A 17,474-nucleotide genomic window follows, 5' to 3' on the forward strand; every position below is an offset into this window, starting at 1 on the left:
ATTTCACAACTTAATTATCACATGCAGTTTTCCACTCACTTTCAAACTGCGCAAGTGATTGCTGACGATTCTTTCTGTCGACATTTACAGCTTTTAACGCCACTTTATATAATTGGTCATTCAATCGCCACTTTTCGATGGATCTATCTTGTCCCATGCCAAAAAGGGCAAATGCGGTAGCTCCCATTAAATATACATTTGTTATTTCATCGATAGCTGCACCAAGTGTAAATTCCTCAGGCGACATAAAGATTGAAGAACCCCACATTCTACCCGTCGTATTGATATAGGGCGATTTAGAATAGAAATCTATATCACAAATTATTGTCCTGCCTACACCAAAATCATACATTATACTGCCATCATAAAAATCAATAGCAACATACCCTTGTTTAATAACATGATTGTGAAATGAAAGGATGTCGTTAAATACTTCTAGCCTTGTATTGTCTGGCATTTGTAAGAACTTTTCTCTGGAAAGTGGATACATTCGCCCCATACACTCGCCGTCTGTCCATTCAAAAATAGTAGCAAACCCTCCACCTACTTCCTCCGCTTTGATAAACTTTATCAAATTGGGATGTACTAAATTCTGATAAATAGAAACGGTAGATTTTAACCTTTTAATGGCATCTTCTAGTTTGCCAGAATATTGTTCTGTCGGTGCGCCAGCAAATTTTATAAAGTATCTCTTTTCATCACGCTCTACACCGAAGCAGATATTACCTGAATCTTGGTCATCATAAACTTTGAAAACCTTACCATATTGCTCAATGAAGGACATATCAAAGGGAGTTTTTAATTTGTATGGAATATTATTTATGTACTGGATATAAAAATCCTCCAAATACCAAGTTGGTGTCGGATTATTCATCCCATCAAACCAAGTTAGCACATCATTTGCTTGATTTTTCATAACGGTTACGTCCTTTTCACCGAAAGGTATTGCCCAATATATTGAAGACAGCGTATTACTGCTAATATAAAATGCTACTAGCTTAAAAAACTGTACTGGCGGCCTCCCATTAAAATATCCGTTAAGTTGTCCTGTGGCAAAATGCGGACTAACAGCGGCACTCCACACAATGCGGTTAAATTCTTCCCAAGGGTCGCCGTAGTCATTGCGATTGAAATCGATAACATTCAGTTCTCCTTCTGGTGAAATAATCATATTCCCAACGTGAAAATCACCATGTTGAAAGCATTGCGGTCTCTCTTCAAGGAGGTGTCTATTCGCCTCAATATAAGCAATGATATTATCGTCACCGGCTATTTTTATGCCACAGTCATTATATTTTTGAATTTTGTCATCTGCTTTGCGATTAAAATGAGTTGCCCATTGTTCTTGATTTTCTGGTGCGGGTATACTGTGAATCTCTCTCAATATTTGTCCAGATTTCACGCCAAGTTCATATTGCTCCGTTTCGGTCATCTTAGGTAACATAATGTCTGCATCCTCACCGTCACACCATGAAAAAAGCGAATAGACACTTTTGCCATTATCACAAATACCAAAATCAATAGGCTGCGACATTGGTATATCACATGTAGCTAATCGCTTCATCATTTCAAATTCATGATTCTTCTGATCATACTCTGATATATCGGATATCCGTAGTAGCCTCTTCTCACCCATGACGGTTTCCAGATAGTACTTTTTATCGCTAGACCAACCTTTCTTTATCCATTTAATATTTTCAAACATTGCGTAATTTTTGATATCGAACATAGTTTTACCCCCTTAACTACTATTCTTTTGCATTTTTAAAATAAAATTATCGCATCTATTGATTACAAAAAGGCACAAATTTTACTCAAGAAATGCGCCAATTGTGAAATTACTATTTAAGTTGGTCCAGTAAAAACTCTAAATCCTCAGGATAAGCGTGGTTAATCGTTTTTATATCAGATAAAGACTTCCAATCGGCTTCGTCAATAATCTTATCCGGATCATTAATCCCGCTACTTTCACCAATTTTTTCTACCCTGAAATAATATGTTTTTACTTGAATACCTTGAATTTTTATTTCTTTAATTCTTAATTGTTCGATGACTTTTACATCGTACCCCGTTTCTTCTTTAACTTCCCTAATGCAACATTCCTCTGGAGTTTCGCCTTCTTCAATACCACCAGAAGGAGCTGCCCATTTCTCTGACCCAAAACTTTTTACCATTAATATTTCCTTATGCTCATTGATACAAATACCTGCTGAACCTAACCAACTTTTCATTATCATTCCCCCATGTCATATTTGAAAAAGGCATTTCTAATATTTCAACTGTTTTATACTTAAATCAACCTTAAGTTATTCATTATTAATCTAAAATACCCCCTTAAAGATTCATTTCCTTAAGGTGGTTATTTTTACCAAATTTTACATTAAATTTAATTATTTTTCAAGTCGACAATATGACAACTCTCCCCTTAAAACTTCCTAAACAACCCAACGACAAAAACAACAAGCCCGACTAGGAAAAACAGTGGAAACAACAAGCTTAGCATCGCGATTGCTGCAAAACCTTCTTGCTCATAAATGCCGTAACTAAAGGATAGTAACCACGAAAGCAATGGCGCAATGACGACCATCGTCGCCAATCCCCAGGCAATCCATTTTGTTTTTAACTTCGCATGTCTCGTCAAAAATGCAGTGAGCCCGACACCAATAAGTAAAAGACATGTCGCAATAAACATCGAAATTTCCCCTGAACGAAATCGTTTCGTTTCAATAAGTGGGTGTTCCATCGGCAAATATTGCATTTCATTTGTCTGTATAAATTGCATCACAAACTCGGTCATTTCTTCCGCATCTACATCACCCGTATAACCAATTTGATAAATAAAGCCGTTGTAATACGTATAAAATTCATTCGCCCTTGTCGCCGTGACGTTAATTTTATTCGTTGATTCGTTATAATGATAATACTTAAAAACATAGCCACTATCCGTCGTTTGTTGCAAATGATATAACAGTGTGTCATCTGTTAAAGAATGCCTCGTCAATTTATTGCCAAATGAATCGGTCTCATCCATTTCTAAATTTTCATCATGCACATTATTCATAAAATATTTCGACATGGAAATATTTAAAAAGTTCTCATCCTTATTTTTAAAATGAAATTGTAGCTCCGTTTGCGTCCCGTCATTCACCGCAATCACTTCACCAGTGTTTTTTTGAAATGGTGCAGGCAAATCTGGAAACGTGACATCATTGGCAAATGTAAAATGGTTCAAGGTAACCGGTTTAAAATAAAAACGTAATCCGTAATTTCGATCGTCGTCAAACACTTTAAACGCTTCACTTGCAACGGAACCATCTCCACCAATTTGCTCAAAAACCTCCAAAATCCGTACATCCGATGCTGTATGTCGCGTATTCGTACTTGCTGGTGAAAATTGCAGGAAAAGAAAAGCCATGATTGCCACGCTAAAAATGGTTACTAAAACTGGGATATACTTATTCTTTTTCCTCGAAGCTAAGTTTTCCTTCACATGCTGAAAAACGGCTTGCTCATGCTTTTCAATGCGCCGCAATTCCTTCAATTTATAGGGGCTCATTTTTCAACACCTCCCATTCCACCATCTCCAACTTTTTCTTTAATTCATTTCGCCCCTTCACTAAACGGGATTTCACAGTGCCCTCTGATAAATTTAACAGCTGTGCCACTTCCCTTGTAGTGAGCCCTTCCAAATAATAATGGGCAATTACTTCTCGCTGCTTCATTGGCAAACTAAAAATCGCCGCACTAATCATGTCCTCTTCATCTTGGAGAACTAACGGATCAACCGGCATTACTTTTTTGCCTGCAAACCACTTTTCTTGAAAGCGTAATTTTTGAAAATGCCAGCTTTTCAAATGATCTTTCGCTTTATTTACAGTCATTTTCATTAAATACTTCCCCGCTGCGTCCTCTTGTAACGAACGCTTTTTTTGAAAGTACTTTATAAAAACATCCTGGACGATATCTTCTGCTGTATGTAGGTTTTTCGTATAATAATAGGCAACTCTCAGTAAAATAGCGGTATGCTTTTTCATCAGCTCATCAATCATTTCTTCGTCCATCTAATCCCGCCCCCCTTCCTCTACTACTATAACGATTGCCAAAAGCGTTTGGTTGAAAAAAGTGGAAATTAATTTTGTAGCCACTCATGAAAAAAGAGGTTTCTCACATTAAACGGACGAATCATTTACATTCTATAGATTTTAAAGTAATATTTATCGTAATATTCAGACAAATAAGGAGTGGTATGGATGCCTACTAAAACATTAGATCAAGTAAAATCTCACCTTGTGAATTGTTTAACAGCAACGCAAGTGACGGATAATTTAACGGTTCGTACATTACACGGGCAGGATGAATCGTATCATGAGCCCGCGCTCCCAGACCTCGTAGTATTTCCGCGTTCGACACAGGACGTTTGCGAAATTATTAAAATTGCCCATGAACATACTATTCCCGTTATTCCATTTGGGCGTGGCACGAGTCTTGAAGGTCATATTATTCCATATGACGGTGGGATTTCCATCGACTTTAGTGAAATGAATCAAATTTTAGCCATTGAACCTGAAAATTTACTCGTAAAAGTGCAACCAGGCGTTACGCGTACGCAGTTGAATAAAGAATTAATAAAACATGGTTTATTTTTCTCAGTTGATCCTGGTGCAGATGCGACACTTGGTGGAATGGCTGCTACGAATGCAAGCGGAACAACTGCCGTTAAATATGGTGTCATGCGTGATCAAGTGCGCAATTTGGAGGTAGTCATCGCAAATGGGGAGATTATACATACAGGAAATTCCGCTGCGAAATCTTCTTCTGGGTTGCATTTGAATGGCTTATTTGTCGGTTCAGAAGGTATTTTAGGCTGCATTACTGAGCTTACTTTGCGCGTATATGGCATTCCCGAGCATGAAGTTGCAGGTCGGGCCGTATTTGCTACGACTGCACATGCCGTTCAAGCAGTAACTGCATTGAAGCAGGCTGGCATTCCAATTGCTCGTGTTGAATTAGTCGATGCAGCATCAATCCACGTCACGAATTTATACAGTGAAACGAACTATCCAGAGCAGCCGACGTTATTTTTAGAGTTTCATGGCAATGAAGCAGGTTTGCAGCAAGATATTGAATTTGCTACGGACATACTACAACAGTTTCATTGCACAGACCTTCAATTTGAAAGAGATACAGCCGCGCGCAATAAGCTATGGCACGCACGCCATAATCTTGCCTACGCCTTTATCCATGCCAACCCAGGGAAGAAGTTTATGTCAACGGATGTTTGTGTGCCAATTAGTGAATTAGCAGGGGCCATTGAATATTCGAGGGAACTCCTGAATTTATCTGGCTTAACAGGTGGCATAACGGGTCATGTTGGGGATGGGAATTTTCATGCATTGTTCATGATTGATTTAAAAAATCCAGTGGAAGTCGAAACGGCTAAACGGTTGAATGAACAGATTGTCGCCTTTGCATTAAAGTGTGGAGGTACATGTACAGGAGAGCATGGAGTCGGTGTTGGTAAGATGAGCTATCAGCAACAGGAACATGGCAATGCACTATTCGTAATGAAGGCGATTAAACAAGTGCTTGATCCGAAAAACATTATGAATCCAAATAAACTACTATAACTTCATACATCTAGGATATAAAACCGGAAGATCTCAAAGGCCTACTAACTATGTATTATGCTAGTAGGCCGTTTAATATATTTTAATGACGTTGGATGATTTTATAAAACACGGAAGCTAAAACTTGTTGGAACAGCATGCCGAAAACGACAGGCATCGCTACTTTTGAGGGAAAATACGTTGTCGCAATAACAACACCTACTGCAATATTTCGCATGCCTGCATTGAATACAAATGTCGCTTGATCCGCACTTGATTTCCAAAAAAGTCGCGCTAAAATAAGGGAAAATGTATAACCTGAAATCGCAACAAACAATACTAAGCTGATCACCGCTGCTAATTCTCCATTAATCGTTTTTACATACGGCGCAATTGCACTACTATTAATCATAATAATGCTAAATAAACATAGCTTCGATATAAGGGATAACGGTTGCCCTAGCTTTTCTTGCAATTTCCCCTTCGTCCATTCACTAATCAGCATGCCGAAAATCGACGGCAGTACAATCATCCAAACTAAATCAAGAATGAGTGAAGTTGTTTCTAATTGAATCGATTCCCCCACGACAAAATGAAGCGTCACAGGCATTAAAATCGGTGCAAGTAAAGTATCGATTAAAATAATGGCTAAGCATAATGGCAAATTTCCTTTACTAATCGTCACCCAAATGACGCTTGTGACGCCCGTTGGAACGGCAACCGACAATAAAAATCCAATCGATAGTAGACGGTCATCAAATATCGTTTCTGCTAAAAAGAAAGCCCACAATGGCATTAAAATATGTAAAAATGCGATGATGAAAAGAATCGTTTTCGGGTATTCCTTAAACACCTTAATATCCCGAAATTTTAAATTCAAGCTACTGATAAATGTCATTCCAGCAAATAAAATCGGGACTAAAAATAGTAAATGCCCCCCGATATTTTCTAATAATACCCCCATTACTAAACTAAGTGGTGTTAGTACAGGCATCCATCGTTGAATAAATTGATTGAGTTGTTGAACCATGATTTTCGCCTCGTTTCTAGTAAAAAAATTCCTATTCAATTGTAGCATAAATAAGGTTCTTTGCATGACGCAACTACAATTTTGTAGCAAGCGAACTCTAGTCAACTCAACACAAAAAGCCCTATGCATTTCTCACATAGGACTCGGTTTCTCCAAAATTGCTTGTGCACCCCGTACTAAACCCTTATCTCTTTTCAACAATGAGCTGAACAACATAACCCAGCCCACTATGAAGTTCTCCTTCATTTCTTTCTGCTTCACCGACATAAAAATGCTTTAAGTGAAATGATTTTGCCCATTTGAGTAAATCCTCAGCATTATAAAGCCAATCTACATCTGGTGGTCCTCCTGTTTTATAATCCAGCTGCTTTTCTTCGTAAACTTCCATCATCAATACACCATCTGTTTTCAATGATGCCATAATTTTATCCAATACACGGAACTGTTCCGTCTTTGGAAAATGGCCAAAAATGAGAATAGCACCATCATACGTATCTTCAAGTAATGGTTGCTCAATTAAATCTACAAGCTTTGTGCTCAGTTGAACTTGGTGCACATCTGCCAAACGTAGTGTTTTTTCAATACCCGTTTTTGCATAATCATAGGCTGTCACGTTGAAGCCATTTTTCGCTAAGAAAACAGCATTGCGCCCTTCCCCTTCTGCATAAGCTGCAAGTTGTTTTCCTTGATTTAGAAATTGAATATGCTCTTTAATAAATTGATTTGGCTCTGTTCCGTAAACATAATTTTGTTGCGCAAATCTTGATTCCCATGGATTCATTTTCGTCACCTCATAATATTGTTGTATTTAAACTCTTCTTTTTACCAAAATACTCCTTTTCATTATAACATAAAAGGGCTATAATACCCCTATAGGTACTATGATTAGGAGGTTTTCATATGAAGAAATGGTTCATCGGTTTCGTTGCCATGCTCGCTCTGTTTACATTAGCAGCTTGTAGTACGGTTGAAGAAAAAGAAGATGACGGCTATGCAACAATTCAAATTGATGAAGTAACACAGAAAATGGAAGACGGTTATATCGTTCTTGATGTTCGGGAAGTGAGTGAATTTGCGGAGGGGCATATTCCAGGGGCACTAAACAAGCCATTAAGTGGATTACAAGCGAATGATTTTAGTGAATTATCAAAGGACGAAAAATACGTTATCATTTGTCGAAGCGGCAATCGATCACAAACGGCGAGCGATATTTTGCAAGAGGAAGGCTATTCTATCGTTAATGTTGCGCAGGGCATGTCGAGCTGGACAGGTCACGTAGCAAAATAATAAAAAGGAGCAAGAAACCTGTATGCAAACAGGCTTTCTGTTCCTTTTTCTAATCTAAATGGTTTGGGTATGAAGAATAGAAAAAACGTATTCTATATCATTGCTAATTTAAATATGTTAATGAAATATTATTTATTATAGACTTTTAAAATATTTCAATTCTTCTCTATTGTAGTCTACCATGGCTAAGAAAAATTCAGTAAAACTCTCAAACCTATCTATCTCATCTCCTGCAAACCATATTACTATACCTTGGTTTGACGAAGTTGACTTGGTAATTACAAATAGATCTCTATCGATACTTGTTGCAGCTATAGGTAAAAGTTGATCTCTCATAAGGCCAGAACTCTCTAATACAGACTCTTCTATAGCGTCAAGTATAGTATTTGCATAGTTCATTTCCGAAGAATTGTAGAGTTCATTCGTACCAAACAAATCAACAGATTGATAAAATCCTTTCCAACCATCAGCGTGCTTCAAAAATTCTTTATAATTAGAATCTATAAAAAAACCAAGTAAACTTTCTGTTCTTATAATATCGTCTTCCGAAGCTGCTCCTTCTGGTAAATAATAATCCCATAATTCTTCTTTATCATATTTTTGTATCTCTTGCTTAACTAGTATCATAGTAGCTATTATTTCTATCCATCTATTCATAACCTTGACCTCTTACCATATATTATTTCTTCCCCTTCTTATTCCGATGGCAACTTTACCTGCCGCTTTTTCCTGCTGTCCGTTTTGGCTGTTGCCTTTTTTGCAATTAAAAGAATCCTGCCCATAACGTCGTAGCCTTATTCGGAATCGCTATCATCATCGTCTTTAGAGATTAGCAGATAGAAACAGCCTTCTTAACCAAACGTCCATCCCCACTGTTCCGACAATTCATTTTCCAGTTAAGAAAAACTTCCAATAATAAAAACAGATTAATCTTGATGGTATCAGACCACAATTAACCTGTTTGGTATAACGAAATAACCATATTTAAGTTATAAAATTCAAGCATCGAGATTTTTACAATTGAATTAGTGAAATCTATATACAAGAATTACACGTATAATTGGTCAAATATTAGATTCACGCAATATTGGGTAATCATAGTTACAATCTACTTCTCCGAGTATACGCCTATTTCCTCAAACGAATTTACACTTTCACTCAAACCTTCAATACTTTCAGTTCCAATTTGTTTAATTTCACTTTTTGTCAAAGTAATTTTCTCATGAGGTTTATTTATTTTCCTAACATAAATGGACCTTAACAAATCCACTTGTTCAGAAGTCATCTCATAATAATCCCGCCAACCTTCAATTGCAACGTCGCTATCCAGAAGCTGTTTCTCTAATAAATATCCACCACATTGGACTATTCTAACGATATTATCAATTGAAGTTATAGTATCATTATCTCCCCAAATTGCTGTTGTGATAGATGGCGAGATTGTGCCTTTTTCATCCTCTTCAAGTAGATATTCTAAGGTTTCATTCTTAGCCAACTCAATGACATCTATAGGTGCTCCCGTAAAAAAATCTATAGCTGTAGAAATATCTGTTCTGAGGAAATTGTCATTTCGAAATGCCCCAACAAAATAATTCTCTTTGAATGTAATCGTTCCTCTTCCGCCTGAATCATCGACAATACTATAGTTATCTTCATCCCATGAATGTTCATAAGATAATTCTGGATAGTGAGCAACCATTATTGCATGAGCTATCGATGCAAGTATACAACCACTCCATAAATTATTTTTATTGAATTGACTATTTAATGTCATAGGTATCATTACTTTCTCCTCTTTTGTTTAAGTTGATAGTGATTCCTTGCTAATTGATTAAGTCTCTGGGGTAAATTATTTGATTTTTCTCTTTTTTCTTTTCGAGATAATACTTGAGCATTACTATAACTGTTAGTACCACCTTTTTCTTTAGGAATAACATGATCGATTTGCCTGTTGTAATACGTCCCCTACTATCTGTACGATAAATATTACCATGCATTGGATTTGTATGTATAAGATAGTATCTAAATAAATTGTACATACATAAAAGTAGAAACCTCGATAGAAAATTTCTCTATCGAGGTTAATAAACATTATCCATTTAAAAACTGAGGTAAATTTTTTATCCATTCTTCAAAGCTTATATTATACTCTTCAACATCAAAATCTTCATGATAATAGTAATATACAGGTGACTTTGGACTGTGTTTCGCACTTATACAAAAATAATCACCATTACCAATGTCTAGGAACGGAATCAAATTTGCATCCCACCTGGCATTATTTATCTCATAATCATAAACAAACGTTATTAAATCATTACCATTATTTTTCCCTGTTGATACATTTAGAATGCCTGGCAACACATATTTTGACATTGCTATAAAAAAAATTTTAAACTCATCACTAAATTTACAATGGAATTTATTCTCGATTATATTCCAATCATTCAAAGTAGGGGAATCTAAAGTATCCCATTCTTGATCTAACACTTGAGATAAAATCGTCTCTACTTCATCATAAGTCATATTAAGTTATCTTCCTCTCAAAATTATTATATACCTTTACCTAGTAGTAGTATATTGACTGACCTTCATATAATTTCAAGATAATCATTAAAAGGATATCTTTATAATCTTTCTCTATAAATAACTGAATTAGTTTTTGGTCCATTCTCTAATGCTTTTATTAATATTGTTATTGCTTAACATATTTAGTTATGTAGTGCGATAAATTGCAAGGTTGTTTATTTATATAAAAAAAGGCTTTTCTTTGTTATAAAATAGTTCGAGAGGTAGCATGAAAAGGCTTAATTCCACCTTTTAGGACACCCGTCTTCCCCCAGTCAAATTGAACGACTTCTTATTCTAACTTCTAATAATAAGATAACACCCGTTTATTAAAGGTTATTTTTTTCTAGCAAAATAATAAATTCAATCAAATAATTGTATACATTTATCGCTCTTAGGGATATATTCATTTTCAAGTAATTCGACCTGTAATAGTTTTGATTGATTTACTAATTCCGAAATAAATAAAGCATAATAATCACCAGTAGTTGGATAAGAAAATAATCCATATCCTTTTGATGAAATAATTTTGTTTACTTCTCTAATCTTGTCTGGTAAAAAGTCATATTCGAATTCACCAAGCTGTTCAAGTTCTTCTTGTGAAGCGAGCTCTACCTTATGCTTAAATTCGTAATCTAAAATATAATTTACAATCTCATAATTTTCTTCCCCTTTATAATCAAGAAAAAGAAAACTTTTAGTTGCCATCCCATATTCTAAAATCCATACATGGGGGTCTATTACTTTGTCTAAATCTTCCTTAGCGTTCTCCAAATGTTCCGTCTTATTAAAAATGATTGATACGATTTCTTGAAATTGCATTTTGTTTCCCTTTCATAAAAGCTATTTTAGTTTTGAAAAAGTTCTCCATATTGATTCGGAATATAATTCGGATAATTCTTCCTATAGAAACCATCGATAAGTTTTAAAAGAGGATCCCATTCAGGATATGGTTCTGGATCATTCATTTTCATTTTTGCTTCAGGTGTATTCATTAAAAAATCCTCGAATTCTTCTGGAACAGGTAATCCACGTTGTTTCCTTACGAAAAGTAAAAATAAAATTTCATAAGGGTAAAATCCGTAGCCAAAATCCCCAAATTCAAGAGACTCTCCTAGCTCAGAAGCTAAAATAGAATGATACTCAGACATTTTATCAGTTAAAATTTTGATTTCATCTAGCTGAGGTGTTTCCCAATGTTTTAATACTTCCGTATAAACATCTAATTCTTCAGGTATTAAACCATATTCTAAATCCATCTTTTTAAATTGTTCTCTCACAGCCTTATGAAGGTTTTGGTTTGTTCCAAAAATGGTTTTATTCCGGAACTGCAAATAAAGCTCTAATAAAAACCACGTATGTTTGTTCAAATCATTTGCCTTCATCCAACGGCTATCAAAATGATCTACAATAAAATTAAATAATATTTTCTCTTCCTTTTCCCATCCAAACATTGTGAAATGGATTAAGGTCTTAATTACGTCTTCAAAAGTATATTCGACAAACACTTTGGGATATCTACTTTTATAAAGATTTTGTGCCATACATTGATGAAATATAACCATCATTATCTTTTTTAATTCATCTGAATTTTCTCCATGATTTACAAGTACATCCCTCTTCCATTTAGAAAGATTATACGATTCGATTGAATCTAAATCTATTAATAAAATATGGTCCTTTTCAATCTCATTCAAATTCACAATTTGAGTAATTCTATTAAAACTTTCTAAATACGTCTCTTCTACATCCTCAAACTTTATTCCTTCAACAAAATTTTTAGAATATCTTTTATATGATAATTGTAACTTTTTAGTATTTAACAATATTTTCACATCTATTAATCCCCATCAAATATTTGCTCATCAACTTCTTCCAGATATCTTTCCGTATCTAAATGAGATTCTATACAATTATCTAAAAACTCAATACTAACCTCTCTATTCTCTTCAAATATGTGAACTTTAGCACCGGCTTCTAATAATAAATTTACTATTTTCTTCATTTCCAACAATTCATCAATTTCTAATAGATTATATGATAAGATGAATTCATTATTGTTAAGTAATTTTTTTATTTCAGATATACTCTTATTAGTATTTTTTCTTAAAATAGAAATGTACTTGACCTCATTAGTATCTTTTTCTATTTGCATGTTCAATTTAGCCATTTTAAATGTCTCCCTCCTTGAATTAAAAATCATCAATAGGATTAATTGGTTTACCTGGTAAACTATTTTTCCAATTACCTCCATGCCAACCTTTAAGATGCTCGTTTGGTGTGGCTGGATAAATAATTTCCCCTTTATTCGCTAAGTGTGGATATTGTGAAGCACTGTAGGAATGGTGCCCCTGTACTATTTTCCCATCTACTTTAGGTTTCTTACCATTCAAAATATCATTTAATTGATCTTGATTCCAGCCTCTAGTTGGAGTTTCATTATTTACTATTCTTTGACGTTCTTGATACCAGAACTCGCTTACACCTGAAGCCCTATGTTTAGCAAACTTTTTATTCCATATATATTGTTCATACTCAGTTTTTGTAATAGTCCTATTCTCTATTTTTACTCTCTGTTCTTTCATCTTTTTAGTACTTAATTGTTTTTGCTGAATAGGATGTGGGTTTAAATCCAATCCCTTAGTTCTTTCTGATATTATTTGCTCTGCTGTACTTGGCTGGCTGGTCTTCTTATTACCATTACCCTTATTTTCTATCTGCTTTTTAGCCAGTTTGGTATTTTTTGATGTATTTTTACTACCAGCTACGATGCCAGATGCAAATTTACTACCACGTACAGCTCCTTTAACTAAACCTCCACCAAATACAGCCGCAGCTCCTACGCCTCGTTCCCAGGTTTCTAGCTTGCGATTTGTGAACATTTCTTTTCCGGTGGCAATCTCAATTCCTGCTTTTATATTACCAACTACCGGAACAAAGCCCAAAATTGCCGAAGCAGCACTCTTATAGCCGCCTTCTTTAAAGGCAGTATAGGTGTGAGCAACTTTCCCCTCTACTTTGCCATGACCTTTTTCGTGTCTTTAACCGCTGCTTTTACCTGCTTACCGGCTTTCTTAGAGGCTTTTTTCGTTGCCAATACGCCCTTCTTCGCCACTTTCTTTACCTGTTTAACCATTTTGCTTTTAGATAGGTTGTTCGCGGTTTTCCGAGCTTTCGTATACACTTTGCCGAGCTTTTTTTTCGCCTTTTTTGCTTTCTTCTTGACTTTCTTTTTGGCGGAACTCGCCGCTTTTTTGGCTTTCTTTGCTGTCGACTTAACTGCCTTTTTTGCTTTCTTTGCCGTTGACTTGGCAGCAGTTTTCGCTTTTTTGGCTGTTGCCTTCGCTGCATTTCCTGCTTTTTTTGCTGTGGATTTGACCGCTTTCTTTGCTTTCTTCGCTACATCCCCAACACTTGGAATACTGCCGAGAAAACTGGCTGCTTTGCCTAAGAATCCTTTACTTTTCCCCTTCTTCGCCATTAAGCACCCCCCCTGCAAGTGGGATCATGCCGATGACGTCAAGGCCTTGTTCGAAGTCTTCCTCATCTTCGTCATCATCTTCAGAGGATGGCGAGATGGAAACGGGTGCTTTGATGGAGCCGTCCATCTCTACAATTTGACCTTGGATATCCGTGATGCCATCGAGTACGAGACTGCTTCTTTAACCGCCTTTGCAGCTATTTTTGCTACACTTTTGACTTCTTTCACTCATTGTCCTTTGGTAGTCTACTATGTAAAATAGGCTCATTCCTCCTCATCGTTCAAGTTGGAATAAGCCTTTGAAAGTTTAACAACTTTATTTGTCCAATTAATTCAGAACTTTGTTGACCATATTATAAATTTCACAGTAAATGTAAAACTGACAACTTTTCTTTTTTTTCTACTTAGGTTTACTACGTTATTGGTTGAATGATAGGTTTAGTCAGACTAACAAGCTCTCAAATTGCAACATCCTGATATCCTACTTTAATCACCATTTCATCTAATAAACGTAGCCCTAGCCCATATCCCATGTACAATTAAAAAGCATTCCTATATCACGTTCTTCATAAATATCTCCATAAGGAACAACAATTCCATCCAAAGTAATCATCCCAATAAGTTGGTCAACTGTTTCAACTAAAGAATAATCTTTATTAAATTCAATATCATAACCCAAACCATGTCGATTTTGTTGATAATAGTCTAAGATTGGTTGCAAGAAACTTTGCTGCAATTGTTCCCAATTTTGCATTAGGGATTGATATGCTGTATATTGTTCTTCATCAAATTTACCATTCTTATCCCCTTTAATCATGAGTGCTATTTCGGTTTCTTTCCCTAAGAAATTAATCGTAGTGTCCTTAGACCAAACATAATCATATTCGAGTTCACCAAAAATCGGATCGTTTATTGTCATTTTTAAATCTCCTAATATTATAACATTGGTACTCTCAAGGTTTGGGTATTACATTCAAAATACTGTACCGCATATTGATAAGGTCAAATGAAGTTTAGTAATATTTTTTTTATTCAGATAGGATTATCAGGATATTCACTAAAGTACTTTTCAATTAAGATTTTATTATTTTTATCACTCGGAACTTCACCTAAGTATTTATTCTTCCAAATAATCATTTGGTCACTAAAACTATATTCTGTATCCAGCCAACTTGTATAATCAAAATGGATTTTAAACTCCCCACTATTCTCAAGAGACATTGTAAAGGAATACCAAAGCTGTTGTTGGTTATCATTGAAAACATTTCTAAGTTCATCACACAATTCAAATAGCTTTCTTTTATTATTTTTATACTCATCTTTTTCTATAGCAAATTTATATGGAATTTTTACACTATAATTAAAACATTGTCTATTCTCAGGCGTATTGTAAAAAAAATAAGTTCCGCCTCCAGATTCTGATATTTGAGCATAAAAATAAAATTTCTCCCATTCTTCTGGAATCATTTCATTAACTGTTTCCACTATTTCTCTATATAGCATATTCAATCTTTGTTCCATTCTAATTATCCTCCCGATTGATTCCTAATGTTTTTTTCAACCATCTCTTTTCCCTCTATTTCATAAACTAAATCAAAATGACTTGGTCTTTGCGAATTGCCTTGATAAACCGGTTCTATCTTCACATATACTTTTTTCGGAGGTGTTTCTTTCAATGCATTAGCCCATTCAGTCTCCATATTGAACCATTCACCGACTGAGCGGTTAATCTGGCTATTTTGTGGGACTAAGTTGTCAATATCCTTTGGTCCTTTAAACTGTGCTCCTATTAAGTGTCCACCATCATCATCAGGTAATCTATCCTTCCCACCAACCGTTCTCTGTGCGTATGCGTTTCTTTCTGCTGTACCTAACACTAGTGACCCTTCACAGTCTGTAATACGTCCGCTACCATCTGGTGACTTGTATTCTACATTTGGTTTTAGAGATTTCTTCCTACCAATCTTCGTAAATTGATCTCCATAGTTCACCTTTATATGTGTTAGTACTTCAGCCTTCCCCGTACCCTTATCAAGACTCTTCAAATATTCTCCAAGTTGCTCTATTTCTTTCTGAGTGGCTTTTTGGGCTTCCTTCCCTTTGTTTGCGTTTTTATTGAGATCCTGAGTAGCTTCCAAACCTTTTCCATCTTTTTTAAGGTATCCTTCAGGTCTTCCACTTTTCGCGCCTTCCCAAAAGGGCTGAGTATTGATAACGTTGCTTCATTTTGTTCTTGAAGTGTCGCGTTTGGATTCGCTAGTGTGACAAAATCCTTCACATAGAATTCATAACCTGCTATTACAATTGGAAATAACCCATCTATCGTTCCTGAACCGTTACCACCTACAACTTTTCGCATACCCTCATACGTGATTTTATCATCTGTTGGACGAGGGTTTTTAAGATATTCATTAAAGAATGCCTTTAGCTCAATATCCATTCCATTTAGTTTTCTTTCTACCACTTGGTTATAAACAGAATGTCCTCCATCCATTTTAATCTTCATTTTTTATCACTTGAATTTTATACTCTCTTAATTGAGAATTAATCACCTCGAAAAATATCAAGCAATTCTCAGTGGCTTTATATTTAAATCTTACATCAATAACGAAATATTCAAATACTCTTTCAGGATAGGTATCTGAATGCTGATTTGATTCAATAAAGCCTAAATATGCATTAATTTTATCTAGTAAAAGAGTTAAATGCTCCGCTTCATTTTTCCAATCTAAATGATCTGCAAGCATTAATATTAAGCCTTCCCCGTCTTTGCTAATACCAATAGCATCTATTTTATCAGTTTCTATTATCGACATATTGTTCCCCTCTCTAGCCTGGTCTAATAATCTCAAATTTTATAGGAGATATAGGAGTACCGCCTTTAAATATTCCTTTTCCTACTACACTATTAAATAAACTGTTATCTTTTTAGTCTCAAATTCCCTATTAATTCTTGAATATTCTTAGCAATAGGCTCCAATGTTCCACTTTCAAAATCCTCTAGTTGTATTATTCCACTATAATTTTCAAGAACCACCAACAAACCATTCCCCTCAACCCCAATTGGAATGTTTTTTAACCTATCCCCATGATTTTCTTTATATCCTTTCAATGATTCCCTGAACGAACTCATCTCACTATTCGGTAGGACAGGCTCTAATGTAATGTAATGTTCCTGATAAAATCCATCTAGATCCGCAAACCAATATGAGGTAAAATATTCAACTACTGTTTTATGCAATTTTATATCAAATTCATCTTCTAAACTTGTGAAGTCTTGTGAAACAGTGATTTCTACCGGTTTCCATGTGATATATTCATCCTCATCACTTTCATCTTCGTAAATTATTTGACTATCATCGCTACTAATAGGTGTTTTAAATAAAAAATCTAAACCTTCATTAGCGATCTTTTTTCTCATTTGAAAATATATCTTCATTGCTTCTTTTACTGACAAAATTATCACCCTTTACTTATTTAGAAACTTTTCAAGTAATTCAGC

At 35.2% G+C, this 17,474-nt stretch carries 23 protein-coding genes and 2 pseudogenes; 2 read left to right on the top strand and 23 right to left on the bottom strand.

Annotated elements, in window-relative coordinates; translation table 11 throughout:
• Window positions 1–10: 10 nt before the first annotated feature.
• From MHI10_RS12370 to MHI10_RS12385, 4 genes are all read right to left on the bottom strand, one after another.
• Window positions 11–1,729, bottom strand: a complete 1,719-nt coding sequence (locus tag MHI10_RS12370) for an aminoglycoside phosphotransferase family protein (RefSeq protein WP_340785796.1) — start codon at window positions 1,727–1,729, stop codon at window positions 11–13.
• A gap of 112 nt (window positions 1,730–1,841) precedes the next feature.
• The gene (locus MHI10_RS12375; RefSeq protein WP_340785797.1) at window positions 1,842–2,231 is read right to left on the bottom strand and encodes an NUDIX hydrolase; all 390 of its coding nucleotides are present in this window, start codon (window positions 2,229–2,231) and stop codon (window positions 1,842–1,844) included.
• Between the two features lie 194 nt (window positions 2,232–2,425).
• Window positions 2,426–3,556: a hypothetical protein gene (locus tag MHI10_RS12380; protein ID WP_340785798.1), complete on the bottom strand. Its 1,131-nt coding sequence runs from the start codon at window positions 3,554–3,556 to the stop codon at window positions 2,426–2,428.
• Window positions 3,543–4,061, bottom strand: a complete 519-nt coding sequence (locus MHI10_RS12385) for an RNA polymerase sigma factor (protein ID WP_340785799.1) — start codon at window positions 4,059–4,061, stop codon at window positions 3,543–3,545. The genes MHI10_RS12380 and MHI10_RS12385 overlap by 14 nt, the downstream gene beginning before the upstream one ends.
• A gap of 189 nt (window positions 4,062–4,250) precedes the next feature.
• Between MHI10_RS12385 and MHI10_RS12390 the strand changes: the two genes are divergently transcribed.
• Window positions 4,251–5,627, top strand: a complete 1,377-nt coding sequence (locus tag MHI10_RS12390; RefSeq protein WP_340785800.1) for an FAD-binding oxidoreductase — start codon at window positions 4,251–4,253, stop codon at window positions 5,625–5,627.
• An 82-nt stretch (window positions 5,628–5,709) separates the two neighbouring features.
• Here the strand turns inward: MHI10_RS12390 and MHI10_RS12395 are convergent, their stop codons facing one another.
• Window positions 5,710–6,636 carry a bile acid:sodium symporter family protein gene (locus MHI10_RS12395; RefSeq protein WP_340785802.1) on the bottom strand — a complete coding sequence of 309 codons (927 nt, stop codon included), beginning with the start codon at window positions 6,634–6,636 and terminating at the stop codon, window positions 5,710–5,712.
• A gap of 184 nt (window positions 6,637–6,820) precedes the next feature.
• Window positions 6,821–7,417 (bottom strand): class I SAM-dependent methyltransferase, encoded by a 597-nt coding sequence (locus tag MHI10_RS12400; protein ID WP_340785804.1) that lies wholly within the window; start codon window positions 7,415–7,417, stop codon window positions 6,821–6,823.
• 119 nt (window positions 7,418–7,536) lie between these two features.
• Here MHI10_RS12400 and MHI10_RS12405 point away from each other — a divergent pair, with 119 nt between their 5' ends.
• Entirely contained in the window at window positions 7,537–7,923 is a 387-nt protein-coding gene (locus MHI10_RS12405) for a rhodanese-like domain-containing protein (RefSeq protein ID WP_340785806.1), read from the top strand.
• Between the two features lie 135 nt (window positions 7,924–8,058).
• Here MHI10_RS12405 and MHI10_RS12410 read toward each other — a convergent pair whose 3' ends face one another.
• From MHI10_RS12410 to MHI10_RS12485, 17 genes and pseudogenes are all read right to left on the bottom strand, one after another.
• Window positions 8,059–8,580, bottom strand: a complete 522-nt coding sequence (locus tag MHI10_RS12410; RefSeq protein WP_340785807.1) for an SMI1/KNR4 family protein — start codon at window positions 8,578–8,580, stop codon at window positions 8,059–8,061.
• Between the two features lie 451 nt (window positions 8,581–9,031).
• On the bottom strand, window positions 9,032–9,706 hold the full coding sequence (locus MHI10_RS12415; RefSeq protein WP_340785809.1) for a hypothetical protein: 675 nt from the start codon (window positions 9,704–9,706) through the stop codon (window positions 9,032–9,034).
• On the bottom strand, window positions 9,706–9,867 hold the full coding sequence (locus tag MHI10_RS21440; RefSeq protein WP_445683223.1) for a hypothetical protein: 162 nt from the start codon (window positions 9,865–9,867) through the stop codon (window positions 9,706–9,708). Before MHI10_RS21440 ends, MHI10_RS12415 begins: the two co-directional genes overlap by 1 nt.
• Window positions 9,868–10,014: 147 nt before the next feature.
• Window positions 10,015–10,449 (bottom strand): SMI1/KNR4 family protein, encoded by a 435-nt coding sequence (locus MHI10_RS12420; protein ID WP_340785810.1) that lies wholly within the window; start codon window positions 10,447–10,449, stop codon window positions 10,015–10,017.
• Window positions 10,450–10,854: 405 nt separating this feature from the next.
• On the bottom strand, window positions 10,855–11,313 hold the full coding sequence (locus MHI10_RS12425) for a DUF6630 family protein (protein WP_340785811.1): 459 nt from the start codon (window positions 11,311–11,313) through the stop codon (window positions 10,855–10,857).
• A 26-nt stretch (window positions 11,314–11,339) separates the two neighbouring features.
• Entirely contained in the window at window positions 11,340–12,317 is a 978-nt protein-coding gene (locus tag MHI10_RS12430; RefSeq protein WP_340789221.1) for a hypothetical protein, read from the bottom strand.
• A gap of 14 nt (window positions 12,318–12,331) precedes the next feature.
• The gene (locus tag MHI10_RS12435) at window positions 12,332–12,661 is read right to left on the bottom strand and encodes a hypothetical protein (RefSeq protein ID WP_340785812.1); all 330 of its coding nucleotides are present in this window, start codon (window positions 12,659–12,661) and stop codon (window positions 12,332–12,334) included.
• A gap of 22 nt (window positions 12,662–12,683) precedes the next feature.
• On the bottom strand, window positions 12,684–13,076 hold the full coding sequence (locus tag MHI10_RS12440) for a hypothetical protein (protein ID WP_340789223.1): 393 nt from the start codon (window positions 13,074–13,076) through the stop codon (window positions 12,684–12,686).
• Window positions 13,077–13,262: 186 nt separating this feature from the next.
• Window positions 13,263–13,445 (bottom strand): annotated as a pseudogene (locus tag MHI10_RS12445) (pre-toxin TG domain-containing protein); the annotation flags it as partial.
• Between the two features lie 59 nt (window positions 13,446–13,504).
• A complete protein-coding gene (locus MHI10_RS12450) occupies window positions 13,505–13,972 on the bottom strand; it encodes a hypothetical protein (protein WP_340785813.1) in 468 nt (155 codons plus the stop codon).
• Window positions 13,950–14,099, bottom strand: coding sequence for a hypothetical protein (locus tag MHI10_RS12455; protein WP_340785815.1), 150 nt, complete (start codon window positions 14,097–14,099; stop codon window positions 13,950–13,952). Before MHI10_RS12455 ends, MHI10_RS12450 begins: the two co-directional genes overlap by 23 nt.
• 331 nt (window positions 14,100–14,430) lie before the next feature.
• Window positions 14,431–14,891, bottom strand: a pseudogene (locus MHI10_RS12460) (DUF6985 domain-containing protein).
• A 113-nt stretch (window positions 14,892–15,004) separates the two neighbouring features.
• Window positions 15,005–15,493, bottom strand: a complete 489-nt coding sequence (locus tag MHI10_RS12465) for an antitoxin YezG family protein (protein ID WP_340785817.1) — start codon at window positions 15,491–15,493, stop codon at window positions 15,005–15,007.
• A gap of 5 nt (window positions 15,494–15,498) precedes the next feature.
• On the bottom strand, window positions 15,499–16,017 hold the full coding sequence (locus MHI10_RS12470) for a DNA/RNA non-specific endonuclease (protein ID WP_340785818.1): 519 nt from the start codon (window positions 16,015–16,017) through the stop codon (window positions 15,499–15,501).
• Between the two features lie 17 nt (window positions 16,018–16,034).
• Window positions 16,035–16,478 (bottom strand): hypothetical protein, encoded by a 444-nt coding sequence (locus MHI10_RS12475; RefSeq protein WP_340785822.1) that lies wholly within the window; start codon window positions 16,476–16,478, stop codon window positions 16,035–16,037.
• The gene (locus MHI10_RS12480; protein WP_340785824.1) at window positions 16,468–16,788 is read right to left on the bottom strand and encodes a DUF6572 domain-containing protein; all 321 of its coding nucleotides are present in this window, start codon (window positions 16,786–16,788) and stop codon (window positions 16,468–16,470) included. The genes MHI10_RS12475 and MHI10_RS12480 overlap by 11 nt, the downstream gene beginning before the upstream one ends.
• Before the next feature lie 104 nt (window positions 16,789–16,892).
• Window positions 16,893–17,411: a SecY-interacting protein Syd gene (locus MHI10_RS12485; RefSeq protein WP_340789225.1), complete on the bottom strand. Its 519-nt coding sequence runs from the start codon at window positions 17,409–17,411 to the stop codon at window positions 16,893–16,895.
• Window positions 17,412–17,474: the final 63 nt, after the last annotated feature.

It is taken from the genome of Solibacillus sp. FSL K6-1523, assembly GCF_038005225.1.
GTDB lineage: Bacteria > Bacillota > Bacilli > Bacillales_A > Planococcaceae > Solibacillus.

What these genes read in the sequence shown, in the direction of transcription:
- MHI10_RS12370 (WP_340785796.1), bottom strand. Translation starts at nt 1,729, where the DNA reads ATGTTCGATATCAAAAATTACGCAATGTTTGAAAATATTAAATGGATA.
- MHI10_RS12375 (WP_340785797.1), bottom strand. Translation starts at nt 2,231, where the DNA reads ATGAAAAGTTGGTTAGGTTCAGCAGGTATTTGTATCAATGAGCATAAG.
- MHI10_RS12380 (WP_340785798.1), bottom strand. Translation starts at nt 3,556, where the DNA reads ATGAGCCCCTATAAATTGAAGGAATTGCGGCGCATTGAAAAGCATGAG.
- MHI10_RS12385 (WP_340785799.1), bottom strand. Translation starts at nt 4,061, where the DNA reads ATGGACGAAGAAATGATTGATGAGCTGATGAAAAAGCATACCGCTATT.
- MHI10_RS12390 (WP_340785800.1), top strand. Translation starts at nt 4,251, where the DNA reads ATGCCTACTAAAACATTAGATCAAGTAAAATCTCACCTTGTGAATTGT.
- MHI10_RS12395 (WP_340785802.1), bottom strand. Translation starts at nt 6,636, where the DNA reads ATGGTTCAACAACTCAATCAATTTATTCAACGATGGATGCCTGTACTA.
- MHI10_RS12400 (WP_340785804.1), bottom strand. Translation starts at nt 7,417, where the DNA reads ATGAATCCATGGGAATCAAGATTTGCGCAACAAAATTATGTTTACGGA.
- MHI10_RS12405 (WP_340785806.1), top strand. Translation starts at nt 7,537, where the DNA reads ATGAAGAAATGGTTCATCGGTTTCGTTGCCATGCTCGCTCTGTTTACA.
- MHI10_RS12410 (WP_340785807.1), bottom strand. Translation starts at nt 8,580, where the DNA reads ATGAATAGATGGATAGAAATAATAGCTACTATGATACTAGTTAAGCAA.
- MHI10_RS12415 (WP_340785809.1), bottom strand. Translation starts at nt 9,706, where the DNA reads ATGATACCTATGACATTAAATAGTCAATTCAATAAAAATAATTTATGG.
- MHI10_RS12420 (WP_340785810.1), bottom strand. Translation starts at nt 10,449, where the DNA reads ATGACTTATGATGAAGTAGAGACGATTTTATCTCAAGTGTTAGATCAA.
- MHI10_RS12425 (WP_340785811.1), bottom strand. Translation starts at nt 11,313, where the DNA reads ATGCAATTTCAAGAAATCGTATCAATCATTTTTAATAAGACGGAACAT.
- MHI10_RS12435 (WP_340785812.1), bottom strand. Translation starts at nt 12,661, where the DNA reads ATGGCTAAATTGAACATGCAAATAGAAAAAGATACTAATGAGGTCAAG.
- MHI10_RS12440 (WP_340789223.1), bottom strand. Translation starts at nt 13,076, where the DNA reads ATGAAAGAACAGAGAGTAAAAATAGAGAATAGGACTATTACAAAAACT.
- MHI10_RS12450 (WP_340785813.1), bottom strand. Translation starts at nt 13,972, where the DNA reads ATGGCGAAGAAGGGGAAAAGTAAAGGATTCTTAGGCAAAGCAGCCAGT.
- MHI10_RS12455 (WP_340785815.1), bottom strand. Translation starts at nt 14,099, where the DNA reads ATGGACGGCTCCATCAAAGCACCCGTTTCCATCTCGCCATCCTCTGAA.
- MHI10_RS12465 (WP_340785817.1), bottom strand. Translation starts at nt 15,493, where the DNA reads ATGGAACAAAGATTGAATATGCTATATAGAGAAATAGTGGAAACAGTT.
- MHI10_RS12475 (WP_340785822.1), bottom strand. Translation starts at nt 16,478, where the DNA reads ATGAAGATTAAAATGGATGGAGGACATTCTGTTTATAACCAAGTGGTA.
- MHI10_RS12480 (WP_340785824.1), bottom strand. Translation starts at nt 16,788, where the DNA reads ATGTCGATAATAGAAACTGATAAAATAGATGCTATTGGTATTAGCAAA.
- MHI10_RS12485 (WP_340789225.1), bottom strand. Translation starts at nt 17,411, where the DNA reads ATGAAGATATATTTTCAAATGAGAAAAAAGATCGCTAATGAAGGTTTA.